Origin of the sequence: Brevibacterium sp. NPDC056726, from assembly GCF_042790515.1 — a bacterium.
GTDB lineage: Bacteria > Actinomycetota > Actinomycetes > Actinomycetales > Brevibacteriaceae > Brevibacterium > Brevibacterium sanguinis.
Map to the genome: position 1 here is coordinate 703,672 of NZ_JBHTYZ010000001.1, position 18,326 is coordinate 721,997.

Sequence of the window (18,326 nt, forward strand, 5' to 3'; positions counted from 1 at the left end):
CTCACGCCTCGATTCGGTCGAACTGCTGCTCCCATTTGAGAAGCGTCCGGATCGCCGGCATCATCTCATCGAGCATCGTCTGGTGGACCTCGTCGGTGCCGCCGATCGGGTCGACGACGTCATCGTTGCCGCCGTCGCCGGGAGCGGCGTGACGGTACCGCTGGGCCAGCGCCGCGAGCGACTGCCACCGCTCCGTCGGCGACGAGCCGTTCTCGGGCGGCACGAGGGGCAGGATGCGGGCGAACTCGCGCAGCGTGAACGTGCGCTTGAGGGCCGCCGGGAGCATCTGCACGACGGCAGCGCGCTGTGCCCGCTCCATCGTGAGGACGAGGTCGGCGGTGCGGATGTGGCCGGGTTCGAGCCGCCGCGAGGCGAATCCGTCGAAGGTGAGCCCGTAGCGTCCGGCGATCTGGGCGATCTCCGGGGTCACCGTGTCGTCGGGGAGTCCCTGCGTCCCGGCACTGGAGACCGCGAACTGCATGGGCGCCAGCTCATCGAGCCCGTCCTGGAGCACCCGTTCGGCGAGCGGGGACCGGCAGACGTTTCCGGTGCACACGACGAGGATGGCAAAGGGCCCCAGGTCGACGTCCCATCCCCCGTTCATCGGCGGCCTCCGACGAGACCGGTGAGGCGGAAGAGCGAACGGTACCCGAGGAGGTTGTAGGCGGAGCCGAGCACCCGCCGCCCCGGTCCGAGACCGTCCATCCGCACCGAGGGCACCTCGATCCGGTACTCCCTCGCCCGTTCCAGCCGCTGCTCCCTGGGCACGTCGCAGTCGGGGCGGTGGAGGTCGCGCACGCAGGAGAAGACGTTCTTCGCCCTGATGAAGTCGACGGCCGCGGCGAGTTCTGGCGATCCCGTGCTCTGCGCCCAGTCCGCGAGCCGCGTCCCGACGATCGTGAGATCCGTGAACTTGTCGGGGAGGTAGCGTCCGGTCGCCGAGGCGGTCCCGCCCCGCCGATAGAAGTGACCGCGGATCGGCACCGTCCGCACCACCTGAGCGCGGGAGATGCAGTCGAGATTGAAGAGGAGGTCCTCACCCATCCGGATCCCCTCGAGGAAGCGGGTGCCCCCCGCGTCGATCAGGGTGCGCCGGTAGGCCTTGTCCCACACCGCGTTCGCGGTCTCGGCGGCGATCATCGTCGCGATCTCCCGGTGGTCGAGGACGACATCGACCGCCTCGGCGAGCGCCGCCTGCAGCCGCCGGTCGCCATCGCCTCCGACGCTGCCGATGGCACCCGGGTCGTCGGTGGAGGCGAAGCCGACGATGTCCGCGTCGTCCCCGCCGGCCCGGACGAGCGCCGTGAGGAGCAGCGGGTCGATGAGCAGGTCGTCGGCGTCGAGGAAGAGGATCCACTCGCCGTGCGCGGCATCGAGGCCGCGGTTCCGGGCGGCGGAGACACCGCGATTCGGCTGGCGGAGGGTGCGGACCCTGGTGTCCGCCGCGGCGAGGTCGGCGAGGAGCGCGGGCGTGGCATCGGTCGAGCCGTCGTCGACGACGATGAGTTCGAGGGCTCGGTGGCGCTGGGCGAGCACCGAGTCGAGCGTCGCCTGCAGGTGCGCCTCGCCGTTGCAGACGGGGACGATGACGGAGACGAGGACCTCGGTGCCGCTCATCGCTCTCCCCGACCGACCGCAGTGCTCGACGCAGGCCGGGACGTGCGGTCGACGAGCGTCTCGAGGAAGACCCTCACCGACTCCGCGGTCTCCGCCGAGTCGAGGCGGGAGCGGTCGTAGGCCAGGGGTGCCGTCATCCTCCCTGTCGACCAGTCCTCGGCGATCGCGGTGACGAGGGCCGCACTGTCGCGATCGGTCACGAGTCGGGCCTCGGGGATGTCGCGCACGCCTTTGACGTCGAAGGCGTACGAGCGCCGCCCCACGGCGACGGCTTCGAGCATCACCCGCGGCAGACCCTCCCACGCCGCCGTGTGGAGGAGACCGTGACTGCCGCTCAGGGCGTCGACGACCGTGCCGAACCCATGGGCGGTGACGGCATCGGCGAGGTCGAGGCGGCGCACCCGGTCGGTGATCCGGGCTCGCAGCGGACCGTCGCCGAGCATCCGCAGGCGGACGTCGACTCCCGCCGCCCGGAGACCGGCGACGACGTCGACGGCGAGGTCGGGCCGTTTGCGGGGGCTGAACTCGCCGATCCAGACGAGCTCGAGCCGGTTCCCGGCCACCGGGAGCGCCGGTGCCGCAGCGTAGCGCTCGAGGTCGAGTCCGACCCCGGTCTCGAGACGGAGCAGCCGGTCGGCCTCCACGTGGGGCGCGAACCACGCATGGTCGTCGGAGTTGATGGTGATGATCCCGCTCGTGCGTCGCAGCAGCGAGCGCTCCACGGTCTGCCACATCCGGTCGGCCGGCCGGGCGCCGGTGTTCCAGTGCAGTCCGTGGCAGAAGTAGACGACGGGAACGTCGAGCGAGGCGGAGCGCACGAGCCCCGACGCCGTTGCGGAGTTCGTGACGACGACGTCGATCCCGGCGTCCCGGACCCAGGACCGCAGCCCGGCCCGGGCCGCGATCATGCCCGGCCCCGGGCGTCGGCCGAGGCCGGCGATGACGACGCCGTGACCGTCGGCGGTCGGGGTCCCGGCCGCGGTCGACACCGCGTGCCCCGCAGCCGTCCACGATGCGATGATCTCGGGGAAGAACGAATCGATCATGTGCCCGACGCTGGCGAGCAGGCCGATCCTCATGGCAGTCGTCCCATGCTCTCCCGCCGCGTCTGCGCTCCGGTGCGGGCCAGCCTCCGCGGGCGCAGGTGACGTCCTGCGGTGGCGTCGTCGCTCGTCGTCCAGGTCGGGCTCGCCGCCTCGGCGGTCTGTTCGCTGCCGCGACCGGACCAGGCGTCCTCGGTGCTGCCCGGCCAGGTCCGCGGCACATCGGACGGGGGCACGTCGGAGGGGATCTCGGGACCCGGCCCCGCGGTCTGCTTCTGCGCCCGGCTCGAGTAGCACTGGTAGTAGCCGTTGGTCTCCGCCGAGGTGCGCGGCACGCGGTTGAGGACGACGTCGACGGGAACATCGAGGACGTCGAGGCTGCGCACCGCCTCCTGGAGGTCGTTCGTGCGCACCTGCCCGACGCTGGCGACGAGGAGGACCCGACCGACCTGCTTCGACAGCACGAGGCTGTCGGCGACCGGCAGCAGCGGCGGCCCGTCGAGGATGACGATGTCGAACTCCCCGGTCAGGCGCTTGATGAGTGTTCCCATCGCTCGCGAGTCGAGCAGTTCGGTGGGATTCGGCGGCATCATCCCGGCGGTGAGGACGTAGAGCTCGTCCTGCCCCCAGGGCTGCATGAGCTCGGAGAGGTCGGCGGACCCGACGAGGGCGGTCGTCAGTCCCACGGAGTTCTCGAGGCCGAGCTTCTCCGCGACCGTCGGCTGCCGGAGATCGACGTCGACGAGGGCGACCCGGCTGCCGGCCTGGGCGAGCGCGATCGCGAGATTGATGCTCGTCGTCGACTTGCCCTCCTGCGCTCCCGCCGAGGTGATGAGGATCGCCGAGTTCGTGTCGTCGACCTGGGCGAAGCCGAGGTTCGTCCGAAGCCGGCGGTAGGCCTCGCCGCGGACGTTGTCGAGTCCCATCTGGGTGAGCAGCGGCTGGTCGGTGATCTTCGGGTCCGTGGGGATCGAGGCGAGCACCGTCGCCGAGGTGATCGCCTCGACGTCCTCCTTCGTCCGCAGCCGGCTGTCGAGGTTCGAGCGCAGCAGGGCGATTCCGAGTCCGATCGCCAGTCCGACGGGCAGTCCGAGGCCGATGCACATCCACAGCGGCAGACCGTCCGGCACCGTCGCCGGCACGGCGGGGTTGGCGACCTTGAGTTCGATCTGCCCGGTGTCGGCGCTGCCCGAGTTCTCCATCTCGCCGATGACCGTGACGAGGCTGCCGGCGATGGCGTCGGAGAGCTGCGCGGCCTCGTCGGGGGTGGCCGCCGCGGCTTCGACGGTGATGAGCACCGTGCGCGGGTCGCTGTACGAGTTGACCTGTCCGGCCAGCTCCTCCGGCGTCTCGTCGAGGTTGAGGCGGTCGATGACGGGTTCGAGCACGGGCCGGCTGCTCGCCATGTCGACGTAGGTCTGGATCCGCTCCTGCATGAAGCTCGAGGCCATCTGCAGCTGGTAGGGATCGCCCGAGGTCGACACCGAGGCGAAGAGCTCCGTGCGCGAGGAGTACGTCGTCGGCAGCAGCGCCCAGATCCCGAATCCTGCGGCGCCGCCGAGCACGGTGGCGATGACGAGGAGGGCGACGTTGCGCCGGATGAGGCGCAGATATTCTTTGAGTTTCATGGCTCGTTCCGCTCCGGTGGGCGAGTGCGGGCGATCGGCGCCGCCGCTCGTCGACGAGGTGTTCGTCCTGGTCCCAGGCTATGGGGGTGCCTGAGTGGTCTGATATGCCCCGTGCTCCGGGGTACGGGCGCCCGCATCACCGGTGCGGCCCTCCGCATCGGAACGCCGTGATGGCGGTGAGCACCCGGTCGAGCTGTGCGCTGCTCAGCGCCGACCCGCTCGGCAGCGTCAGCCCGGTCGCGAAGAGCGACTCGGACATCCGCCCGCCGTGCATCGTGCGCCCGCGGTGGACGGGCTGGAGGTGCATCGGCTTCCACAGCGGTCGCGTCTCGATGCTGTGCGCGGCCAGCCACTCGCCAAGCTCACCGGCGGTGAAGCCCGCCGTCTCGGGGTCGACGAGCACCGCGCTCAGCCACGCATTGTCCGCGTGGGGGTTCTCGCGACCGAAGAGCTCGACACCGGCCCAGTCCCCGAAGAGCTCGCAGTAGCGGGCCCGGTTCGCCCGGCGGGCCGCGATCATCGAGTCGAGGCGGAGAAGCTGAGCCCGGCCGAGCGCCGCGAGCAGATTGCTCAGGCGGTAGTTGAAGCCGATGTCAGTGTGCTCGTAGTGGGCCACCGGTCGCCGGGCCTGTGTCGAGAGGTAGGCCGCGCGGGCGGCGAGGTCGGAGTCGTCGGTGAGCAGCACCCCGCCGCCCGAGGTCGTCATGATCTTGTTGCCGTTGAAGGACACCGCTGCCGCGTGTCCCATGCTCGCGGTGGCCCGGCCGCCGCAGTGCGAGCCCAGGGATTCCGCGGCGTCGACGAGCACCGGCACCCCGAACTCGGCGGCGATCGGCAGGATCCGATCGTAGTCGGCGGGCCGCCCGAGCAGGTCGACGGGGACGACGGCAGCCGGCAGGCGTCCGGCCCGCGCCCCCGCACGCAGCGCCTCGTGGAGGAGCCCGGGATCCATGTTGCCGTCAGCGGTGCAGTCGACGAAGACGGGTTCGGCCCCGCAGTAGATGATCGCGTTCGCGGTCGCCGCGAAGGTCATCGTCGACGTCACCACGGTGTCACCGGCGCCGACGCCGAGACCGAGGAGACCGAGGTGGAGGGCGGCGGTTCCCGAGGCGAGACCGACGGCGTGCCGCACGCCGACCCGCGCGGCGAGTTCGGCTTCGAACGCGGTGAGGTCGGGGCCCGTCGGGGCGATCCATCCGGAGCGGAACGCGCGGATGAGGTACTCCTCCTCGAGCGCTCCGACGTCGGGAGTCGACACCGGGATCGGCTCGAGCTCGGTCGGTGTCGCCGAGGTGGTCGGCTGGGCGTTCGAGATCGTCATGACGCCATCCTCAGGTCGGGGTTCGGTGCGGTCTCGGGCCAGAGTGCGCAGCAGAGGAGCTCTCCTCCGGCGGCGACCGCGGCCGGCTGGGGCAGGGCGGTCAGCGGCGGCGCCTCGGTGACCGGGCGGAAGCCGTACGAGAGGTAGAGATCCGCCGCCGCGCCGGCCGTGGCGACGGGGCAGAAGGCGAAGTCCGCATCGGTGCCGCGCGCCCGGTTGAGCAGCAGCCGAAGGACCTCGCGGGTGAGCACCTCGTGCTCGTCGGGGGCGAAGGCGGCATCGACCGGGTGCGGCAGGAACCGGATCAGCCGGGCCGATTCGCCGAGGCTGACCATCTCGCACAGCCCCACCCGCTGACCCGCACGGGTCCTCGCCATCCACTGCGTGAGGTCGCGGGTGCGGGCGATCTGCTCGAACTCGATGAGGTCGGAGCGCAGACTGCCGCCGTAGCTGAACGTCGTCGCCGCACCCGGGTGGCTGACCCCGGTGCGCCGGACGACCGTGCCCACGGTCCGGGCGAGGATGCGCAGATCCGTGCGCAGGCTCATGGTCTTCACGTACTCGAGGTCGAGGTCGAAGCGCTCGTCCCACGACAGCGCGTTGCGGCCGCTGACCTGGGCCAGTCCGCTCAGGCCGCCGCGCACTGCGTGACGACGGGACTGCTCGGGGGTGTAGAGCGCGAGGTAGTCGGTCGTCAGGGGACGCGGGCCGATGAGGCTCATGTCGCCGACGAGGACGTTCCACAGGCTCGGCAGCTCGTCGATGCTCGTCGCCCGCAGGAGGCGGCCGAAGGCGGTGAGCCGCGTGGCATCGCTCGTCCAGCCGCGCGCGGGGTCGAGCGGTCGCATGCTCCGGAACTTCCGCAGCCGGAAGATCCGCCCGCCCTGGGTCACCCGCTCCTGCGCGAAGATCACCGGAGCACCGTGGAAGGCGAGGACGAGGCCGGCGGTGAGCAGCAGGAGCGGAGCGCACACGAGCAGTCCGAGTCCTGCCCCGAGGCAGTCGAACGCACGTTTGATGCGGGAGTAGGGCATCTCAGGACCTCGCCGGCTCTGCCTGCCGGGCAGGTGTCGACTCCTCTGACAGTGCGGCCGGTGCCGACCCGCCGGTCGACGGCGACCCGCCGGCTGACGGCGCGGGCTCGGCGGCCTCCGGTGTCAGGAGTTCGGCGCCGCGGCGGTAGGCCGGGAAGAAGTCGCTGCTCTCGTCGAAGTCGAGACCGCGCGCGGCCAGCCGCTGCCGGTGCGCGGCGAGGAGTGCGTCGTAGGCCGGGGCGGAGATGATGCGCTCCCCGGTGAGGTAGTCGACGCGGCCGTGCGGGGCGAACCCCCGCTTGTACCGGTCGAGGCTGTCATCGGGTGCGGCGGTGACGCCGCCGCCGAGCACATAGCTGCGGCACCCCCGGGCCTTGAGCCAGGTCATCGATTCCATCTTCACGAGGTCGTTGGGGCGCGCGCGGAACGCGGCCGCCTCGGTGCCGCCGAGGAAGTAGTAGCCGGTGTCGGTGCCGAAGAGGAGGAGGTCGGCGGAGACGAGCCGCCCGTCGAGCTCGGCGTAGACATAGGCGAACTGGCCGGCGAGCGCCGCGTGGAGGCCTTCGAAGAAGGGGCGTTCGAAGCGGTACCAGTCCGCGCTGTCGCGGCGCTGCATCGTCTCGGTGTAGATCCGGACGAAGTCGTCGACGAACTCCCCGTCGGTGTCGATGACGATGGTCACGCCCTCGCGCCGGGCGCGGCGGACATTGCTGCGCACCTTCGGTGCGACCTCCCAGCCGAGCTCCTCGACGGAGACGCTGAGGTCCCGCACGTAGTTGTTCTGACGCTTGCGGGTCGCGCCCCGGTACGGCAGCAGCGTCTCCCCGAAGAGGGACAGGCGGGAGAACTCGCTGACCACGGAGTGCTCCAGCGCCCACGCATCGAAGCGGTGCCAGAACACCTCCGCAGTCGCTTCGACGTCGGTGAGCCCCCAGTGCATCGGTCCGCCGTAGCCGTAGGGGGAGACGATGTCCCGCCAGCCGTCGCTGCCGCTGATCTCGCGGAGGAAGAACGGGTAGAGGACGTGTCCGCCGCCGTGGGACAGGGCGACCGCCATGAGCCGACCCTCGGCCGGACGCAGGAGGGAGCACACATCCGGGTGGGCGAAGGGCTGGCGTTCGTCCGACGCCGCCCACAGGGCGATCCACGCGTCGCGGTCGGCGGGCACCTCGGCGTCCCAGACCTGCCACTGTTCACTCATGCTGACACCTCTGATTTCACATGCTTGCGCAGACGGGCGATGGTCAGTCCGGAGGCGGCCGCCGCCTCGGCGACGCGCTGCTGGCGCGCCGCCGCCGGCTCGGCGGGGGTGGTGTCGGCGTCGACGGGGTCGGGTCGCGCAGCCTCGGCGCGCACGACCTCGGCGGCTGCCTCGGTCACGGCCCTGACCTCGGACGACGGAGACGGGACCGCCCGCTTCCGGGCAGGTGCCTCCGGGGTGCAGATCTGCGTGCAGAAGAGGTCGATGACCTCGCGGGAGGCCGACCGGCTCGGCAGCACGCGCGGATCGAGCTCCGGCGCCTCGACCCGGCTGATCTTCTCGTGGATGCGCATCACGGTGCCCTCATCGACGCCGAAGAGCTCCTCGTCGAGCTTCTCGCCCTCGCGCAGGCCCGTGTAGATGATCTCCATCTGCCGGTCCGACATCGCGACGAGGCTGCGCGCGATGTCGTCGATGCGCACGGGCTCTCCCATGTCGAGGACCATGACGTTGCCGTCCTGCCCGATCGCCGCGGCTTCGAGCACGAGCTGGCAGGCCTCGGGGATCGTCATGAAGAAGCGCCGGACCTCGGGATCGGTGACCGTGACCGGACCGCCGCGCCGGATCTGCTCCTGGAACGACAGCAGCACCGAACCGCGGGAGCCGAGCACGTTGCCGAACCTCACCGAGAGATAGGTGCCCGGCGAGCGCGAGGCGAAGCCGCTGACGAGCTGTTCGGCGATGCGCTTGCTGCGGCCCAGTTCGCTCGTCGGCGCCGCCGCCTTGTCGGTGGAGATGTTGACGAACGTGTCGACGCCGGCAGCGGCTGCGGCCTCGAGGACGTTGAGCGTGCCGTGGACATTGGTCTTCCACGCCTCTTCGGGGAACCGCTGGAGCATCGGCAGGTGTTTGAGCGCTGCGGCGTGGAAGACGATCTGCGGTCGCGTGGCCGCGAAGATCCGCTCGAGCGCTTCGGGGTCGCGGATATCGGCGAGCACCGTGTTCGGCGAGGTCAGCAGGGCGGAGCCGAAGAGGGTGAGCTCGACGCCGTGGAGGGCGGACTCGTCCCGGTCGAGGAGGATGAGGGACTCCGGTCCGAGCGCTGAGAGCTGGCGGCACAGTTCGCTGCCGATCGACCCGCCGGCCCCGGTGACGAGGACGCGGCTGCCGGCGATGGTCGCGGCGATCTCCGTGAGATCGGTGTGGATGGGACTGCGGCCGATGAGGTCTTCGACCCTGAGGTCGCGGATGTCGGCGATCTCGACCCGGCGGTCGACGAGTTCGGCCAGCGGCGGGATCGTCCGCAGCCAGCGCCCGGTCATCTGCAGGCTGCTGCGGCAGGCCTGCAGGAACTGCGCATCGGAATCGGCGATCGCGACGATGACTCCGGCGACGTTGAGCGCTTCGACCACCTCGGCGATGTCCTCGCTCGTGCCGCGCACGCGCACGCCCTGGATGCTCAGGTGCCGCTTGCGCGGATCGTCGTCGATGAGTCCGACGGGCAGGTAGGCGCCCGCCGGATCCGAGAGCATCTGGCGGATGAGGGAGTCGGCGGCGTCTCCGGCACCGACGACGAGGACCCGCTCGCCCTGGGTGGGCCGCGTCGTCATCTGGTGGATGTAGCGGATGACGTACCGGCTGCCCGACATGAGGATGAGGGCGGAGAAGACGAGGAGCAGGACGAACGGGGAGTCACCCGCGGTGACGAGCAGCAGGACCACGGTGACGGCGAGGCTGAGGAGGACGAGACCTCCGTATTCGGAGAAGCTGCCGTAGTGGTAGCGGCTGCGGTAGAGGCCGAGGCTCAGGCCCCCGAGCAGCTGGAGTGCGAGGGCGACGGCGAGCACGAGTCCGATCGTCCACCCGTCGATCCAGCCGAATCCGAGGACGAACCAGGTGAGGCCCGCGGCGAGGACCCACGCGGCGGCGTCGAGCACGATCTGGAGGCGCGCCCGGCGCTCCCAGACCGCCAGCGCCAGTCGTGACGACCGGCTGCCTGCGGTTCCTGGTTCGGCCTCCGGTTGTGCCGATGCTGTCATTGCGATCTCCAATGCTTCAGTGAGACCGGCAGCGCCGTTCTCGGTTCTGCAGACGCCCGGGCCGCCGAGGGGACGGCAGTGACCTGACCGCTGAGGGGGAACGGCAGCGCCGGGCGATTCGCGATTGCTTCCCAAGCTATTTCCGAAGCGGGGGTGTCAGACCCGTGTGCGCCGGTGATCTGCGGTCATCCGCGATCAGTGTGCGGACTGCCGCCACACCGGGCGCACCGGCAGACGAGACTCAGACGACCGCGAGGCTCGGGTTGCCGGCCAGGCGGGAGATCAGCTCGGTGCGGGACCCGACTCCGAGCTTCCGGTACGCGGCGGTGAGGCGCAGCTCGACGGTGCGCAGGGACACGAAGACCCGCCGGGCGATCTCCTTGTTCTTCAGCCCCGCCCGCACGAGTTCGACGACCTTGAGCTCCTCGTCGCTGAGCTCGCGCAGCTGCGGCAGCTCGGGCGCGGCGGTCTCGACCGGGGCGGGCGGTGCCGTGTGATGCCGGGCCAGGCCGTCGGCCCCGAGTTCGAGGAAGGTCGCCGAGGCGACGCTCAGCTGCTCCCGGGCGCGAGCCTGGGCGCCGATCCCGCTCAGCCGCCGGCTGAAGGCTAGCTGGGTGAGCGCCTTCTCATAGAGCGAGTCCTCGGACCGGAACGCCCCCAGGGCGAGCGTGAAGAGCTCGAGGCTCTTCTCTCCGGTGGCGAGCAGCGCCTCGCAGCGACGCAGCGCGTGTGCGGCCCAGCGTGAGGGGCAGCGGTCGACGCGGCGGCGCAGCTGCGCGACGAGCATCCCGGCGTGTTCGCGCCGTCCGATCTCGATGAGCGCCTCGATGAGGTCGGCTTCGTGGCGCCGCACGTTCGGGTTGAGCTCATGGGCGGAAAGCTCGTCGCAGCGCCGCAGATGGCGGACGGCCTCGGCCGGGTAGCCCAGACGCAGCAGGCAGCTGCCCTGGAGGGCGTTGAGTTCGGCGAGGAGGCGTCGGTTGTCCGTCGTCGTCGCGAGTGCCGCGAGCTCAGCCTCAACGGGTTCGGCGGCGCAGGCCTCACCGCGCATGAGCAGCTGCCAGCAGCGCAGCTGCAGGATCCGGTCGGGTCTGACCTGGCCCGCGCCGGCGGGCGCGTGGCCGATGTCGTCGATGAGCTCGCTGGCCGCCCGCAGGCTTCCGGCGCGCAGGGCGATCTCCGCCTGCAGCCCCAGCGCCCGCGTGCGCCAGATCGTCGCCCCGTCGACCTCCCCGCGCAGCAGGGCGAGCGCGGCCTGCGCGGACTCGTAGTGCTCGGTGAGCATGAGGCCCGTGGCGACCGCGAGGACGAAATGGGGCTCGCACTCCTCGATCTCACCGGTCCGCAGAGCGGTGAAGCACCGCAGCGCCGTCTCGTCCCGACCGCGGGCGGCCTCGAGCCTGATCGTCGCGGCGTCGAGCAGCTGGGACTCGGCGTCGCCGAGGTGGTCGCCGGCGTCGCGGGCGGCGGTGAGCAGCTCCTCGGCCTCGGCGTACTCGCCGCGATCGCAGCGGCCGATGCTGAGGAGGAGCTGGAGCCGGGCGACGTCGGCCGGGGCATCGAGGAGCTCCTGCTTCGACCAGCTGTTGACGAGATGGGGCGGAAGCGTCTGGCGTCGGGTGAACGTGATCTCGACGTCGAGGGTCCGCGCCCGCACGGCGAGCGAGGGCTGCCGGGATCGCGCCGCGAGGTGCCCGAAACGGGAGGCGAAGACGAACTCGCCGCGGTCGTAGAGATCGCGGGCGACGGCGAGGAGGTCGGCGGCGAGGGCTTCGTCATCGGTGCTCACGCGGATCGCGCGTTCGACGAATTCGATGCCGTCGGCGGTCATCCCCTCGCGGATGAGGAGACGCGCGTCGGCGATGAGGGTCGGCGCCGAGTCCTCCGTCGGCCGCGAGAAGGACGCATGCCAATGGGCCAGCCGCGGATCGACGCCCGCGCAGTCCTCGGCGAGCCGGACGTGGCCGGCGATCCGCTCGGTCGCGCTCATCGTCTGGTGGGTCCACGCCCGCACGAGGCCGTTGGTCAGTCGCAGGTGCGCGTCGCGTCGCTCGACGAGGTCGCGCATCTCGAGGTCGTCGACGATCTCCCAGAAGCCGTCGACCCGTGCCGCGAGCGGGCCGCAGGGCGTCGACGGAGCCAGTGCCAGCAGCCTGAGCAGGCTCTGCGTGTCAGCGTCGGGGGTCCCGATGATGTCGCGCACGAGCGCGTCGGCCTGCGTGCCCGGGCGCGGCGGGATCGTCAGCGGGAGTTCGCCGAGGCGCTCACGGCGATTCATCGCGTCGAGGATGTGGCGCAGCGCCAGCGGCAGCCCGGACGACGCCGCAGCGGCGACGTGGGCCGCCGCCTCGGAGAGTCCGCCGCCGCACTCCTCCTGGGCGAGCGCGACGAGTTCGCCGTGGTCGAGCTCGCGCAGCTCGACGGTGGGCAGAGGTGCCAGCGGACTGTCGGTGGGCAGGGCGTTGACGGAGATGACCATCCGGGTCCGCCCGGACTGCGAGCGGCGCAGCCACTGTCCGAGCACGTCCTGGGAGGGGCGGTCCATCTTGTCGGCGCCGAGGATGACGATGAGGCCGTCGTCGGGCAGCTCGGCCGCCCGCAGCGCGCCCAGCACCGCTTCGGGGACGGCGGCCGCGTCCTCGATGCTCGGGGCGCCGAGGGACGCGAGCAGGACGTCGATGCCGGAGTAGTCGGTGCCGGCCTCGGCGCGGTTGTAGTGCACGCGGTAGACCGGGCCCTCCCAGCGCGCTTCGAGGGCTCTGAGGAGTCCGGTCTTGCCGAGGCCGACGCGACCGACGACGGCCGCGGCCGTATGGCGATCGAGCAGGGTCTGGAGTTGGTCGGGATCTGGGGTGGGGATTGTGGGGATGTGCATGAGGTCCATCCTCGTGACCTGCGAGATCGGTCACTAGGTGGTCATTACGGGATGTTCTTCGGTCATTACTCGACTCGGGGCGCACGCGCACGGGCAGTCACTACTCGGTCATCGTGCGATGTCGATTGCGTGACCTTCGACGACTACTCGAATCACGTGCCTGTCGTTCTCCCCTACTCGCTCGTCGTCGGTCGGCATGCGCGCTGAACTGGGATTTCACCACACCGGTCAGCGGTTCGTCGACGGCGGCCGCTCACGCGGGAGCGTCATTGCGCAGTCGTGTGATCGCCTCGGCGACCTCGGACCGGGAGGTGATGTCGAGCTTGCGGTACAGCCGGTAGGTGTGACCTTCGACGGTGCGCACGGCGACCCCGAGCTCGTCGGCGATCTCGGCGTTCGTCAGGCCCGCGATGATGAGGCGGGAGATCTGCTGCTCGCGACTCGTCAGCTCGACGTCGTGCACGCGGTGGCGGTGGGGCGGCGGGCTCTCCGCCCAGGACTCGGCGAGGGTGAGGCAGCGGTCGACGAGCGCGGGCAGCTCCGGCGACAGCCGCTGGGCGAAGGCGACGAGCGCCTCGGCGTCCTCGGCGCAGAGGGCGGCACCGAGCTCGCCGAGGAGGTGTCCGTCGCGATCACCGCCGTCGAGGGACGCGGCCAGACGGCACATCGCCTCGGCGTCGTAGTCCCCGAAGTGGACGAAGATCTCGATCCGCGCACAGGCGGCGGCCGCGAGCGCCCCGCGCTCCTCGACGGCGAGCAGCGCCGCATCGAGCTCCTCGCGATACCGCTGCCGGCCGGTGAGCTTGGCGCGGACGACGAGCCGGAGGATCTGCGCGCGACGGGACTCGACGTAGGCGGCACCCGGCGGCAGGTCGAGGTAGCGGGCGTCGAAGTCATCGGCGGCCTCGGCGTTGCCGACCATCATCGCGGCGTACTGGGCCTGGGCGAGGGCGAGCGCGGCGAACTCGTACTGCTGCCAGTACTCGATCGCCTCGGCGGCGGCGCAGGCCCGGCGGAACGCCCGGTCCCAGCGTCCCGCCTCGGCGTGGAGCCGGGTGACGATGAGGTCGCGCGCCCCGCTGCCCGCCGCCCGATACGCGAGGTCGGTGCTGCGGGGCACGGCGAGCACGGCGGCGGCAGCCTCCCGGTCCCCGCTCTGCAGGTGGGCCCACGAGCGCGCGAGGTCGAGGATGATCGTGCCCGAGCCGATGTTCTCCGAGACGCCCTCGATCCGGTCGAGGAGGTCGCCGACGACGTTCCCGTGGCCGCGTTCGAGCTCCTTGGCGGCGACGACCATGGTGATCGCCACCCGCAGGGTCTCGGGGATGCCTTCGGCGCCGAGCCAGGTGAGCACCGAGCCGTCGTCGCCGGGCAGACCCTCCCACGAGCTCTCGCTGACCCGCTCGAGGGTCGCGCGGGCGAGGTCGATGGCGTCGACGGCGTCGTCGAGGCGCCCCGCGGCGGCGGCCTCGGCCTGGATCCGATCGAGGGCGGCGACGAAGTCGGCCCCCGACAGCGGCGGAGAGATGCGCTCGACGTCCCGGAGCACCCAGACGACGAAGGCTTCGACGACGAGGAACGGATCGTCGGTCTTCCGGATCGCCTGGGCGAGGACGTCGCAGCCGACGGGGATGAGGTTGACGTCGCAGTAGAGGGTGCCGAGGTCGAAGAGCGCGGGGGCGTCCATGACCTCGGAGGGCACCTCGGCGAGGATCCGCAGCGCCCGCTGCCACTCCCCCATGCCGGCGGCGACGCGGGCGGCCTCGACGGAATCGGCGACCGAGACCTTCGCCCCGCAGCTGAGCGCCCAATCCGCCCGCAGCATCCGCGCCCGCTTCGACGGGGTGCCGGGGTGGGATTCGACGAGGGCGAACATCTGCCGGCTGCGTCCCACGGGGACCGTGTTCCGCACGGTCTCCGTCGAGTAGCTCTCGATGCACGTGTAGATCGGTCGGCCGCGACCGCCGAGGTCGAGGACACCGGCGGCGACGAGCGAGTCGGCGGCTTCCCCGAGTCCCGCGGCGAGCATGAGCTCGACCTCGACCTCACCGGCGAGGACGACGAGTTCGAGCGCTTCGCGCTGCTCGTCGGTGTACCGGGAGAGATCGCTGCTGACGAGGTCGCGGGCCCGCTGATCGTAGTCGATGTCAAGACCGTCGAGCAGCCACACACCGCGCTGGAGGACCAGACGGCGGCGCCGGCGGGCGTAGCGGAGCAGTTCGATGATGAGGCCCGGGACTCCCGAGGACTGGAAGGCGGCGACGTCGAGGGCGCCGTGGGAGACGATCCCGCCGAGGTGGTGCTCGAGCATCGCGGAGACATCGTCGAGGGTGAGCGGTTCGAGGAGGATGTGGTGGACGACCCCGTCGGCGACGAGTTCGCCGAACGACCCGGTCCGGCCGTCGACGGTCGGGGTCATCGTCGCGACGACCTTGATCTCCCCGTCGCTGGCGAGCTGCCACAGTGCCGAGAGGCTGCTCTCGTCGAGGCAGTGGGCGTCGTCGGCGAAGACGACGGGAGTGCCGGGACCCTCCGTCAGCGCTGCGACGACGCGGGCGAGGATCGTCTCGGGTTCGCCGTCGAGGTCGACGAGGAGCCCGAAGGCCCCGAACGGTACCGCCTCGAGCACCCGGTCACCGCGGATCCAGGTCTCCTGCCCGCCGCGGTCGGCGTGCACCCGCGCCGCGATCCGGGACTTGCCCATTCCGTGCTCGCCCTCGATGACGACCCCGGAGACCTCAGTGCCGCGCAGGGCGGCGTCGATCTCGGCGAGTGCGCGATCACGGCCGAAGATCGCAGTGTCGACGACGTCGCTCACGGATCATCCCCCCCACGCGGCGACGACGTCGCGCAGTTCACGGCGGTTGGCCACCTGCAGTCGGCGGTAGATGCGGGTGAGGTGCCATTCGATCGTCCGGGCGGAGAGATGGTGGAGCTCGCCGAGGTCGTGGCTGCTGCGTCCGGCCATGACGCCGTCGACGAGCTTGCGCTCGAACTCGGTGAGCACGGCGTGGAGCTTGGGGCCCGGAGTGGAGAAGCGCACGGTGCGGGTGCTGTTGCCGATGAGGATGCGCGCCTCCCGCGCCGCCGTGCGGTCGCCGTCCTCGACGGCCCGCTTCTGGGCGCGCTTGGCCAGTTCGGCGCACGCGACGACGGCGCCGAACTCGAGGGCGAGGCGGGCGGCGTCGAGCAGGGCGGAGGGATCGCTGCCGCCGATCCCCTCGGCCGTCGCCCGGGCGAGGTCGCCGATGCCGCCGTCGATGCGGTCGGCCACCTCGGCGAGCGCATGGGCGGCCGTCTCATGGCCGAGCCGGGCGGCCTCCATGAGCGCCCCGGCGGCCATCGTCGTCGCCCCGATCTCCGCGGCCTCGACTCCGAGGGCGTGCAGGCGGGCCGCCGCGGGGTCGGGGCGGGTGACGGCGAGGGCCTGGAGGTCGAAGAGCCGCGCCTCGAACTCCGACCACCACGAGTACTGGTCGGGACGGGTCTCGACCGAGGTGGACTCGAGGAGGGCGTCGGGGTTCGACAGGCGACCGAGCTGGGCGTCGACGTAGCGCTTGGCGGCGTGGCCGACCCGCGTGATGTCGATGAGGTCGGTCTCCTGGAAATGGCTGAGCAGCGTGTGCAGGGTCGACTGCGCGCGGGCGGGGTGGCCGGTGCGCGCATCGACGAGGGCGCCGGCGAAGTCGATCATCCGGTCCCCGGTCCGCGCCTGCCGCACCGAGCGGCGGGCACCGGCCCAATCCCCGGCGAGGTACCGCGCGACGAAGATCTGCGGGGCGGCGTCCTCGACCTCGTAGCTCGTCAGCCCGGCAAGGCCGAACATCAGCTCGGCCTGGTCGATGTAGCGCAGGCCGAGGTCGACCTGCCCCCGCGTGACCTGTCCGATGCCGATGATCGCGCAGGCCCGCAGGCGGTGTCGGGTCAGGCACGCGTGATCGCGGTAGACCGCCTCGGCGAGCCGCATCCCCTCCTCGAAGCGGCCGCCCCGCTGTTCGTACCGGGCCCGGGTGACGTCGAGGCGGCCGGTGTCGGCGGGACTCGTCAGCCTCTCCCTGGCCCACTGCACGACGAGGTCCTCCGGCGTCCGGGGGTCGGTCAGCCGAATGTCCATGCAGGCCAGCCGCGACAGGTAGCTCGCGTCGTCGGCGTCGGAGCCGGTGACGTCCTCCCCCCGCGTGCTCGCCCCGTCGGGACTGCCGTCGGCGAGCCGGGCGACGAGGCGGTCGAAGGTCCGACGCCCCTCGTCGACGTTGCCGCGCTCCTTGTCGGCGCGGACGAGTTCGAGGAGGATGCGGCTCGTCTGCCACCGGGAGACGGTGATGAGCTCGGCGGCGTCGGAGTACCGGCCCTCCGTGTTCGCGGCACCGACCGCGGTGAAGACGGTGTCCTCGGCCTGGCCGAAGCCGAGGGAGAGCCCCCAGCGCAGGTAGCCGAAGAGCGCGCGGCCGGTCAGCGCGGCGACGTCGACGACGGACTCGTAGACCTTGTAGAGGCTGAGGCTGTGGGCGGGCATGACATGGGCTTTGAGCGTCTCGGCGATGACGCGCTCCGACAGGCGCACCCCGGATCCGCGTCCGCGGTCCATCGTCACGAGTCCCTTGTCGGCGAGGTCGTCGAGCTCATCGGCCGAGCAGAGTTCGGCGAGTGCTTCGTAGGGGGCCGCGTCGACCATCGCGATGATCTCGAGGATCGGCCGCAGCTCGGTCGGGATGTTCCACAGGATGCGCTCGTGCGCCCGCGTCTGGTCGAGGCCGAAGACGAGCTGGTTGACCAGCCGCGGATTGCCGCCGGTGTCCCGCAGCACCTCGGTGGTCGACCGGTCGATCGCCCCGGGCGATTCGAGGAGGGCGGCGATCGCCCCCTCGTCGAGGCCGTCGAGGTCGATGCGCACCATCGACCCGCCCAGCCACAGCGTCGCGATGAGATCGACGGGCGGGCGGATCGACTCGGCACCGACGACGAGGCGGATGCGGTGGGCGTCGGCGAGCTGGCAGAGCACGGAGATCGACTCGACGTCGACGAGGTTGGCGTTGTCGAGCTGGACGATCGGCACCCCGGGGCTGCGGCCGACGACGCGGGCGACGACCGAGAGGGCGGCACCCGGTCCGATGTCCCGATTGACGCCCTCCTGCGACAGGAGGATCTCGAGGATGCCGAGCGCGCGGTCGCGCAGCAGCTCGGATCCGCGCAGGCGGAAGATCGCGGCGTCCCGGTCGAGCTGGTCGAGAGCGCGATTCATCACGGTCGTCCGTCCGCTGCCGGCGGGTCCGATGATGAGGCACCCGCTGCGGTCGGGATCGGCCAGGGTCTGGCGAAGTGCGGAGACTTCGTCGGCGTACCCGAATGCACGGCCCTGGGGTGAGGGGACGGTTACCGACATTCGCGCTTCTTTCGATGTCACCGATCCGCTGGTCCGACGAGTTCTCGCTCGCCCGACGCAGCTCTCGGCCGGGTACCTCGCGATCGACTCGGCATCGGCGGCATGGGTGGCCGTGATTCCAGGTCAGGTGTCTGCGGTGGGGTGGACCGTCGACGACCGCGAAGCTGGGGATGTGGGGACACAAT

11 protein-coding genes are annotated in these 18,326 nt (G+C 71.4%); all 11 read right to left on the bottom strand.

Annotated elements, in window-relative coordinates:
• Position 1 precedes the first annotated feature (1 nt).
• On the bottom strand, positions 2-604 hold the full coding sequence (locus ACFQ91_RS03110) for a low molecular weight phosphatase family protein (RefSeq protein ID WP_198499841.1): 603 nt from the start codon (positions 602-604) through the stop codon (positions 2-4).
• Entirely contained in the window at positions 601-1,617 is a 1,017-nt protein-coding gene (locus ACFQ91_RS03115) for a glycosyltransferase family A protein (protein WP_198499842.1), read from the bottom strand. The genes ACFQ91_RS03110 and ACFQ91_RS03115 overlap by 4 nt, the downstream gene beginning before the upstream one ends.
• The gene (locus ACFQ91_RS03120; protein ID WP_198499843.1) at positions 1,614-2,696 is read right to left on the bottom strand and encodes a glycosyltransferase; all 1,083 of its coding nucleotides are present in this window, start codon (positions 2,694-2,696) and stop codon (positions 1,614-1,616) included. Before ACFQ91_RS03120 ends, ACFQ91_RS03115 begins: the two co-directional genes overlap by 4 nt.
• A complete protein-coding gene (locus tag ACFQ91_RS03125) occupies positions 2,693-4,288 on the bottom strand; it encodes a polysaccharide biosynthesis tyrosine autokinase (RefSeq protein ID WP_198499844.1) in 1,596 nt (531 codons plus the stop codon). Before ACFQ91_RS03125 ends, ACFQ91_RS03120 begins: the two co-directional genes overlap by 4 nt.
• 136 nt (positions 4,289-4,424) lie before the next feature.
• Positions 4,425-5,609, bottom strand: a complete 1,185-nt coding sequence (locus ACFQ91_RS03130; protein ID WP_198499845.1) for a DegT/DnrJ/EryC1/StrS aminotransferase family protein — start codon at positions 5,607-5,609, stop codon at positions 4,425-4,427.
• Entirely contained in the window at positions 5,606-6,643 is a 1,038-nt protein-coding gene (locus ACFQ91_RS03135) for a sugar transferase (RefSeq protein WP_198499846.1), read from the bottom strand. The genes ACFQ91_RS03130 and ACFQ91_RS03135 overlap by 4 nt, the downstream gene beginning before the upstream one ends.
• Before the next feature lies 1 nt (position 6,644).
• Positions 6,645-7,844, bottom strand: coding sequence for a GNAT family N-acetyltransferase (locus tag ACFQ91_RS03140; protein ID WP_198499847.1), 1,200 nt, complete (start codon positions 7,842-7,844; stop codon positions 6,645-6,647).
• Positions 7,841-9,883 (bottom strand): nucleoside-diphosphate sugar epimerase/dehydratase, encoded by a 2,043-nt coding sequence (locus ACFQ91_RS03145; RefSeq protein ID WP_198499848.1) that lies wholly within the window; start codon positions 9,881-9,883, stop codon positions 7,841-7,843. Before ACFQ91_RS03145 ends, ACFQ91_RS03140 begins: the two co-directional genes overlap by 4 nt.
• Before the next feature lie 241 nt (positions 9,884-10,124).
• The gene (locus ACFQ91_RS03150) at positions 10,125-12,758 is read right to left on the bottom strand and encodes a LuxR family transcriptional regulator (protein ID WP_198499849.1); all 2,634 of its coding nucleotides are present in this window, start codon (positions 12,756-12,758) and stop codon (positions 10,125-10,127) included.
• A 253-nt stretch (positions 12,759-13,011) separates the two neighbouring features.
• Positions 13,012-15,576: a helix-turn-helix transcriptional regulator gene (locus ACFQ91_RS03155; RefSeq protein WP_198499850.1), complete on the bottom strand. Its 2,565-nt coding sequence runs from the start codon at positions 15,574-15,576 to the stop codon at positions 13,012-13,014.
• Positions 15,577-15,579: 3 nt separating this feature from the next.
• Entirely contained in the window at positions 15,580-18,141 is a 2,562-nt protein-coding gene (locus ACFQ91_RS03160) for a LuxR C-terminal-related transcriptional regulator (RefSeq protein WP_376870306.1), read from the bottom strand.
• Between the last annotated feature and the right edge of the window lie 185 nt (positions 18,142-18,326).

Excerpts from the sequence above, each read along its gene's own strand:
- ACFQ91_RS03110 (WP_198499841.1), bottom strand. The coding sequence starts at position 604 with ATGAACGGGGGATGGGACGTCGACCTGGGGCCCTTTGCCATCCTCGTC.
- ACFQ91_RS03115 (WP_198499842.1), bottom strand. The coding sequence starts at position 1,617 with ATGAGCGGCACCGAGGTCCTCGTCTCCGTCATCGTCCCCGTCTGCAAC.
- ACFQ91_RS03120 (WP_198499843.1), bottom strand. The coding sequence starts at position 2,696 with ATGAGGATCGGCCTGCTCGCCAGCGTCGGGCACATGATCGATTCGTTC.
- ACFQ91_RS03125 (WP_198499844.1), bottom strand. The coding sequence starts at position 4,288 with ATGAAACTCAAAGAATATCTGCGCCTCATCCGGCGCAACGTCGCCCTC.
- ACFQ91_RS03130 (WP_198499845.1), bottom strand. The coding sequence starts at position 5,609 with ATGACGATCTCGAACGCCCAGCCGACCACCTCGGCGACACCGACCGAG.
- ACFQ91_RS03135 (WP_198499846.1), bottom strand. The coding sequence starts at position 6,643 with ATGCCCTACTCCCGCATCAAACGTGCGTTCGACTGCCTCGGGGCAGGA.
- ACFQ91_RS03140 (WP_198499847.1), bottom strand. The coding sequence starts at position 7,844 with ATGAGTGAACAGTGGCAGGTCTGGGACGCCGAGGTGCCCGCCGACCGC.
- ACFQ91_RS03145 (WP_198499848.1), bottom strand. The coding sequence starts at position 9,883 with ATGACAGCATCGGCACAACCGGAGGCCGAACCAGGAACCGCAGGCAGC.
- ACFQ91_RS03150 (WP_198499849.1), bottom strand. The coding sequence starts at position 12,758 with ATGCACATCCCCACAATCCCCACCCCAGATCCCGACCAACTCCAGACC.
- ACFQ91_RS03160 (WP_376870306.1), bottom strand. The coding sequence starts at position 18,141 with ATGTCGGTAACCGTCCCCTCACCCCAGGGCCGTGCATTCGGGTACGCC.